The sequence below is a fragment of the Pseudomonadota bacterium genome, assembly GCA_010028905.1.
Classification (GTDB): Bacteria; Vulcanimicrobiota; Xenobia; order RGZZ01; family RGZZ01; genus RGZZ01.
This window is the reverse complement of the sequence record RGZZ01000274.1, coordinates 1-6,960: the sequence shown is the minus strand read 5'-3', so window position 1 is coordinate 6,960 and position 6,960 is coordinate 1. Positions and strand designations below refer to the sequence as shown.

Genomic DNA, 6,960 nt, shown 5'->3' with positions numbered 1-6,960 from the left:
CTACCCCATCGAGCTGTCGCCTCTGGCCAAGCGAAGGAGCGATGATCCGAGCCTGACCTACCGCTTCGAGCTCTTTGCTGTGCACGTCGAGGTGGCAAACGCCTTTTCCGAGCTCAACGATCCGCGCGACCAGCGCGAGCGCTTCGAGGAGCAGATGGCCATGCGCGCCGGGGGCGACGATGAGGCGCATCCCATCGATGAGGACTACATCAAGGCCCTCGAGTACGGCATGCCCCCGACGGGCGGCATGGGCATGGGCATCGACCGGCTGTCGATGCTGCTCACGAACTCTCCGTCCATCCGCGACGTCATCTTGTTCCCCACCATGAAGCCTCTCGGGCACAAGAGCGGCAAGCGTCCCCCCAAGGCCGCGCCCTGATCGGCGATGTCAGTCCGAGCGCTGCGGGCGTTCGGCACAAGCGCCTCGTCCTTGTCGTTCTGATGGCGGTCTCCCTCGGGTGTGGCTGGCGCGCCTGGCGGGCGTGGCACGACGTCGTGGTGTGCGAGCAGCTCTTTCTCGAAGCGGACGCGCAGATGAACAGATCGCAGTGGGATCAGGCCCTGAACACGCTCGATGCGTGCCTTGTCAAGAACCCGCTCTACTTTCCGGCCTACGAAGCCAAGGCATACGTGCTCCTCGAGGCCCGTGGAGATCGTCAGGGGGCATTGGCTGCCCTCCAGAGCGCCATGCCTGCACTCGCCGACGACGCGCGCCTCCAGCGCGCCATCGGCGAGCTGTACCTGCGAGATCTGAAGCAGCCCGCGCTCGCGCTGCCCTACCTTCGGCGCGCGTGCGAGCTCGACTCAACCGACTACACGGCGCGCGCGCTCGAGAAGAAGGCGCAGACGGCTCTCGAGCAACAGGTACGAAATCCGGCAGCGCATCGGGTACCATGAAGGCGCGGCCCATTGAGCGCGTCGAATCATGATGGCATGTCCCGAGCTCTCGCTGCGCGGCGCTCGACAGGTGCCGTAGGGAGAAGGTCAGTTGTCCGTGGGTGACCTGCAGATGGCCGAGCCTCGCGTCAAAAAGCCACATCACGTCTTTGTGGTCGTGTTTGCGTTTGTCGCCATCACCTTGCTTCTCTCGTTGAGGCTCCTTCCGCCGGAGGTCGTCGCGCTCAGTGTTGGCGAGGTGGCCAGCCGTGACGTTGAAGCCCCGCGCAATCTCGAGATCGTCGACGAGAAGGCGACCAAGGAGGCGCGAGAGCGCGCCAGCAGCGAGGTTTCGACCGTCTTCGTCGCCAAGAACACGTTCCCCGCGGTGGAGCAGTCGGTGAAGCGAACGCTCCAGAGCCTGGCCATCATGCGCACCATGGATCTCAAGACCCGCGAAGCCGCGGTGAAAGATCTCCCGGTGCCTGTCTCGCCGGAGAGCGTCGAGGTGCTCATGCGCTGTCCGAGCGCGCAGTATCCCGAGATCTCGCGCATCCTTCACATGGCGCTTCAAGAGGTGATGCAGCAGAAGACGTCAGAGGCCCAGCTCGACGAGTCGCGCAACAAGCTGGCGTCGATGATTGCGTCGAAGCCGCTGGCCCCCGACGTCCGCACCGCGGTCACCGAGCTGGGCCAGCACGCCCTGCGCGCCAACCAGATTCCCGACTACCAGGCGACCGTCAAGCTTCAGCAGGAGCGCATGGCGCACGTCGAGCCCACCAAGGTTCTCATCAAAAGCGGTCAGATGGTGGTACGAAAGGGGGACGTCGTCACCCAGGAGCAGATGGACGTGCTCGACGCCTTCGGTCTCCACAGGCAGTCGTTCAACATCTACAGCGTGCTGGCCAATGCCCTCTTCTGCTGCCTGATGATCTTCGTCATCGGCGCGTACCTGTCGCAGCAGGAGGCGACAGTGCTCCTCGAACCTCGGCTGCTCTGGCTGCTGGCCCTCCTCTCGGTGGGTGTGCTGGGCCTGTCACGCGCGGGTGTGGGAATCTCTCCCTACCTGGCCCCCATCGCCACGGCCTCGATGCTGATGGGCATCCTGCTCGAGTATCGCCTCGCCCTCATCGTCACGGCGCTGCTCGGCATCTGCATCGGCATCATGACTGTCGGCTCGGCCACCTCTGACCTCTCGCCGTGCGTCGTGGCCACCATCACCGGCATGGTGGCGGTGCTGTCGGTGACCAACGTGTCGCGTCGCGGAGACCTGATGATCGCGACGCTCGTGGTGTGTCTCGTCAACGTCCTGTCTGTTCTCGTTGTAGGTCTCTGGCACAACGAGGACCTGCGCGTGCTCACCACCAACACCCTGGTCTACGCAACCGGAAACGGTCTCACGGCCAGCGTCCTCGCCATCGGAGCCCTGCCCTTCCTCGAGAACATCTTTGGCGTCACCACGAACATCAAGCTGCTCGAGCTGTCGAACCACACGTCGGAGCCGCTGCTGCAACGCCTCATGACAGAGGCACCGGGCACCTATCACCACAGCATGATCGTGGCGAACCTCGCAGAGTCGGCCGCGCGAGCGGTGGGGGCAGATCCGCTGCTGGCCAAGGTGGGGGCTTTCTATCACGACATCGGCAAGATGAAGGCCGCCCATTTCTTCGTCGAGAACCAGCTGGGCAAGGAGAACCCCCACGATCGTCTCAACCCGTCTCTCTCGGCCCACATCATCATCTCCCACGTCAAGGACGGGGTCGACATGGCGCGCGCGGCACGTCTGCCGCAGGTCGTGGCCGACTTCATCGACATGCATCACGGCGATCGCCTCGTCTCGTACTTCTATCACAAGGCGCTGCAACGTGGGGAAGAGGCCAAGGAGAGCGATTTCCGCTATCACGGCCGGCGACCGCGCACACGTGAGACGGCCATCGTGATGATGGCCGACACCATCGAGGCCAAGGCCCGTCTGGTGGCCGATCCCACGCAGGAAAGCCTCGACAAGATGGTGCGTGAGAGCATCAAGGTCATCGTTGATGATGGCCAGCTCAACGAGAGCACGCTGTCGCTTCGCGACATCGATCAGATCGCCCAGGCCTTTGTGAAGACGCTTGTCAGCATCTATCACTCGCGAATCGAGTATCCACGCGACATCGCTGCTCTCACGGGCGAGAGGAAGCCAAAGGAGTCGATTGCGTCCCCAACCTGATGCAGCACGCAGTCAACGGGCACGGGTCGTGGTGCGCCGTCGGGTGCCCACGACTGATGTGACCCGTGGCCTTCTGCAGGGCGTCGCTCGCGCAACGCTCTCCGACGAAGGGGTCGCCGCTTGCGAGGTGAGCGTTCTGCTGACCGACGATGACGAGATCCGAACGCTCAACCAGACCTGGCGCGGCGTTGACAAGCCGACCGACGTGCTCAGCTTTCCCCTTCATGACGCGCCAAGAGAAGAGGTGGCGCGTGCGGTTGCGAGTGGCGCTGAACTGCTGACCCTCGGCGATGTCGTGATCTCGCTCGATACCGCCCGCCGGGAAGCCGTGGAGCGAGGGGTCTCTCTCGATGACGTGATGGCCCATCTGATGGCACACGGCGTGCTGCACCTCCTGGGGTACGATCATGTCGATCGTGTAGAGGAGGCAGACATGCGCGCGCGCGAATCCCGAACGTTGCAGCGCCTTCGGCGTCGGCCCGTGATGTGGGATGGCGGGCCTGCATGAGGCGCCGCTTCAGCGAGAGCCTGAACAACGCGGTTGACGGTCTCGTCTACGCCTTTCGCACGGAGCCACATCTCAAGGTCCACTTCGCGATCTCGATGGCCGTGCTGGTGCTGTGCCTCGTGCTCGACCTCGAACCGGCGCAGCTGCTCGCCATCTTCATCGCCATCACCCTGGTGCTGATGGCTGAGCTGTTCAACACGGCCCTCGAGACCATCGTCAACATGCAGACCCTGTCGCATCACCCGCTGGCGCGTGTGGCCAAGGATGTGTCTGCGGGCGCTGTTCTTCTGGCGAGCGTGAACGCGGTTGCCGTGGGTTGCATCGTCTTCTGGGAGCCCGTCAAGGCGATGCTGTGGGGCGCGGGCGCCAGGAACCTCTATCAACGCATCGCCGAGAATCACACACACGGTCTGGTGGTGCTGCTCGCCCTGGCGCTCATCGTCGTCATGATCGGCAAGGCGCTGGGGCAGCGGGGTCAGTTCACCCGGGGCGGCATGATCAGCGGTCACGCAGCCATCGCATTTGCCGCCAGCACGGCCATTCTCGTCGTCACGAGAAATCCGGTCGCCACCGTCCTCGCCTTCGTGATGGCGCTGCTCGTGGCGCAGAGCCGGGTGGAGGCCAACATCCATCGCTGGGTCGAGGTTCTCACCGGCGCGCTGGTGGGTGTGGCGGCGAGCCTGCTCGTGTTCACCCTCTTCCACGGCTTGAGGACCCAGGGGCCATGACGGTCAGCGACACGGCGACAGGCCTGGCCATCGGGGGGGGGCTGCTCCTCGTTCTGCGCACCCTCATGGGGGTTGCGGACAGCAACCTGGTTTTGGTGAGCCGCTCGCGACTGCGCGAGCTTCTCGAAGACGGTGACGAGCGCGCGGCCCGCCTCGAGCGCGTGATCGATGATCGTCACACGGTGCATGCATCGCTCTCTCTCTGCCGCGGCGCCATGAGCGTGATGCTCGGCGCCATCGCGGTCTGGCTGCCGGCCCTGTTCGAGCGTGGGACAGCCGCGGAGGCGACAAGCCTCGCGCTGGTGGTGCTGCTCACGCTCTTTCTCGAGCTCGCGGCGCGACGTCTTGCGTTTGGCGACCCCGAGCGACTCGGCCTGATGCTGGTGCCCTTCTATGGGGTCGTGCATCGCTTGACCCAGCCCTTGCTTCGTCCGCTCAGCGCCATGGTGAGCGGCATGGCCGGCGTGTTCGGGCAGCGCGCCGCTGTTGAGCGCGATCGTGGAGTCACCGAGGGCGACATACGAATCATGGTCGATTCGGTGCGCGACATCGAGGAGAGCGAGAAGGAGATGATTCACAGCATCCTCGAGCTCTCAGAAACGGTGGCGCGCGAGATCATGGTGCCGCGGGTCGACATGGTGGCGGTCGAGAAGCGAACGCCGCTCGATGGGGTTCTCGATCTCTGTCTGGAGCACGGCCTGTCGCGGCTGCCCGTGTATGAGAGCAGCATCGACAACGTGGTGGGCATCGTGACCTCGAAGGACCTGCTACGCCTCACCCGCGACCGCCGCCTCGACACGGGGCTGCCGGACATCATCCGCCCTGTCCTGTTCGTTCCCGCCAGCAAGCCGGTCGATGCGCTGCTGCGGGAGATGCAGCGCGGGCGGGTCGGCATGGCCATCGTCGTCGACGAGTACGGGGGGACCGACGGACTCGTGACCATGGAAGACCTCATCGAGGAGATCGTTGGTGACATCACCGACGAGCACGATGAGGGAGAACCCGCTTTCGTTGTGTGCGCTGACGGGTCGGTGGTGGTCGACGCCAAGATGCTCATCGACGACTTCAATGACGAGCTCGGACTGCACGTCGAGACCGATGACTACGACACCGTCGGTGGGTTCGTGTATGGGCTGTTCGGGCACGCGCCGAGCCCCGGGGAGCGCACGGCTTGTGATGGTCTGTTTCTCTCGGCCGAGGAGGTTCTCGGGCAGCGCATCATACGGGTTCGCGTGTCACGGGAAGGCGGGCAGCGCTTCGAGCTGCCTTCGTCAGACGCGAAGGCAGCCGCTGCCCCGAGTGGTCACTCTGCTGCTCCTGACGGGGCAGTCTCCTTGCCGAGCCAGTCGAGGTAGTCTGGATTGCCATCGATCACGGGAAGGGCAATCACCTCTGGAACGGTGTACGTGTGATTGGCCTTGACGCAGGCGATCACGTCGCGCACGAGCGCGGCGCGGCTCTTGATCACGAGCTGGCACTCTGTCGCGTGTTCGAGGACGCCCTGCCACCAGTAGTGTGATTCCACCGACGAAATGATCTTGACGCAGCCGGCAAGGCGGGCCTCGAGCAGCGCTCTCGCCAGGTTTCGAGCCTCGTCGGGACTGCTTGCGGTCACGAGGATGCAGACATAATCGGACATGGCTTGACCTCCTGCACTGACGCTGCTTCCTTGTCATCGGGGCGTTCGAGCGGCGCTCACTCCGACCGGAACAGGGGAATCGGCGTCGCCTTGCTTTCGCGAGAGGCTGTCTCGGGCCTGCCGCCGTGGATTGCGCTCTCTCTCGCCATGGGGGGGGAGGCCAGGGGCGCTCCACAGGCCGATCAGGGAGAAGAAAAAAATTCAAATTTTTTTTCGGAGGAGGAGGAATTTTCAAGCACCCTGCGAATCTCCTGGCAAGAGTCTGACGGCCAGACCCGCATCAATGCAGGAACCGAACCGACCTCTGTTGCGTTCCGCCTGTGGTTGTGCGAATCTGTGGCACGAAGCAGTCTCAAATCAAGACGCGAGGAGGCGTTCCCAGTGAACAAGGAAGAGCTGATCAACATGGTGGCCGACCGCACCGGCATGAAGAAGGTCGAAGTGCGCAAGACCGTTGACGAGGTGTTCGGTGTCATCACGCACGCCCTTGCGAAGGGCGAGAAGTTCCAGTACATCGGGTTCGGCTCGTTCGGCGTGAAGAAGCGCGCGGGCCGCAACGGTGTGAACCCCCGCACCCGCGAGAAGATCAAGATCAAGGCGAAGAAGATCGCCTACTTCACCCCGGGCAAGAAGCTCTCCGACAAGGTGAAGTAACCCCCCCACCGCTGCGCGGTGAAGAGCGGCCTGAAGAGATTCGGGCCGCTCTTTCGTTCCGTGGACTGGCCTCGCAGAGGAGAACGACCGCACAGGTCGGGAATACCCTCGCTTGCCGTGGTGCCAGGCGCGAGGATGTGTCAGTGCCCGCAATGCACACGATGGAGGACGGTCGATGTTCTGCGCGAGCTGCGGAAAGCAGAATGATGCCGGTTACAAGTTCTGCGCGAGCTGCGGAGAGTCTCTCCAGCCCGCGACGCCACCGCCTTCTCCTCCTCCCCCGTCGACTTCGCCCACGACCCCCCTGGGGGGGGGGCCGTCTGCCCCTGTCTCACCACCCGCG

Annotated in this window: 9 protein-coding genes; 8 read left to right on the top strand and 1 reads right to left on the bottom strand. The window is 64.1% G+C overall.

The window, feature by feature from the left end:
• The 6 genes from EB084_16635 to EB084_16610 form a co-directional block, all read left to right on the top strand.
• The coding region (locus tag EB084_16635; GenBank protein ID NDD29884.1) for a lysine--tRNA ligase at nt 1–379 on the top strand (379 nt) is incomplete at its 5' end.
• Nucleotides 380–441: 62 nt separating this feature from the next.
• Nucleotides 442–897 (top strand): hypothetical protein, encoded by a 456-nt coding sequence (locus EB084_16630; protein ID NDD29883.1) that lies wholly within the window; start codon nt 442–444, stop codon nt 895–897.
• A 97-nt stretch (nt 898–994) separates the two neighbouring features.
• Nucleotides 995–3,088, top strand: a complete 2,094-nt coding sequence (locus EB084_16625) for an HDIG domain-containing protein (GenBank protein NDD29882.1) — start codon at nt 995–997, stop codon at nt 3,086–3,088.
• 28 nt (nt 3,089–3,116) lie between these two features.
• On the top strand, nt 3,117–3,596 hold the full coding sequence (gene ybeY / locus EB084_16620) for an rRNA maturation RNase YbeY (protein ID NDD29881.1): 480 nt from the start codon (nt 3,117–3,119) through the stop codon (nt 3,594–3,596).
• Complete coding sequence (locus tag EB084_16615; GenBank protein NDD29880.1) at nt 3,593–4,324, top strand: diacylglycerol kinase; 732 nt, start codon at nt 3,593–3,595, stop codon at nt 4,322–4,324. Before ybeY ends, EB084_16615 begins: the two co-directional genes overlap by 4 nt.
• Nucleotides 4,321–5,679, top strand: coding sequence for an HlyC/CorC family transporter (locus EB084_16610; GenBank protein ID NDD29879.1), 1,359 nt, complete (start codon nt 4,321–4,323; stop codon nt 5,677–5,679). Before EB084_16615 ends, EB084_16610 begins: the two co-directional genes overlap by 4 nt.
• Here the strand turns inward: EB084_16610 and EB084_16605 are convergent.
• The gene (locus tag EB084_16605; protein ID NDD29878.1) at nt 5,628–5,963 is read right to left on the bottom strand and encodes a divalent-cation tolerance protein CutA; all 336 of its coding nucleotides are present in this window, start codon (nt 5,961–5,963) and stop codon (nt 5,628–5,630) included. The two genes, EB084_16610 and EB084_16605, sit on opposite strands and share 52 nt — an antisense overlap.
• Nucleotides 5,964–6,110: 147 nt before the next feature.
• Here EB084_16605 and EB084_16600 point away from each other — a divergent pair, with 147 nt between their 5' ends.
• Together EB084_16600 and EB084_16595 are read left to right on the top strand one after the other, a co-directional pair.
• Nucleotides 6,111–6,617, top strand: a complete 507-nt coding sequence (locus EB084_16600) for an HU family DNA-binding protein (GenBank protein ID NDD29877.1) — start codon at nt 6,111–6,113, stop codon at nt 6,615–6,617.
• Nucleotides 6,618–6,792: 175 nt separating this feature from the next.
• Nucleotides 6,793–6,960, top strand: a 168-nt coding sequence (locus EB084_16595; GenBank protein ID NDD29876.1) for a zinc-ribbon domain-containing protein, incomplete at its 3' end; no start/stop codon positions are given.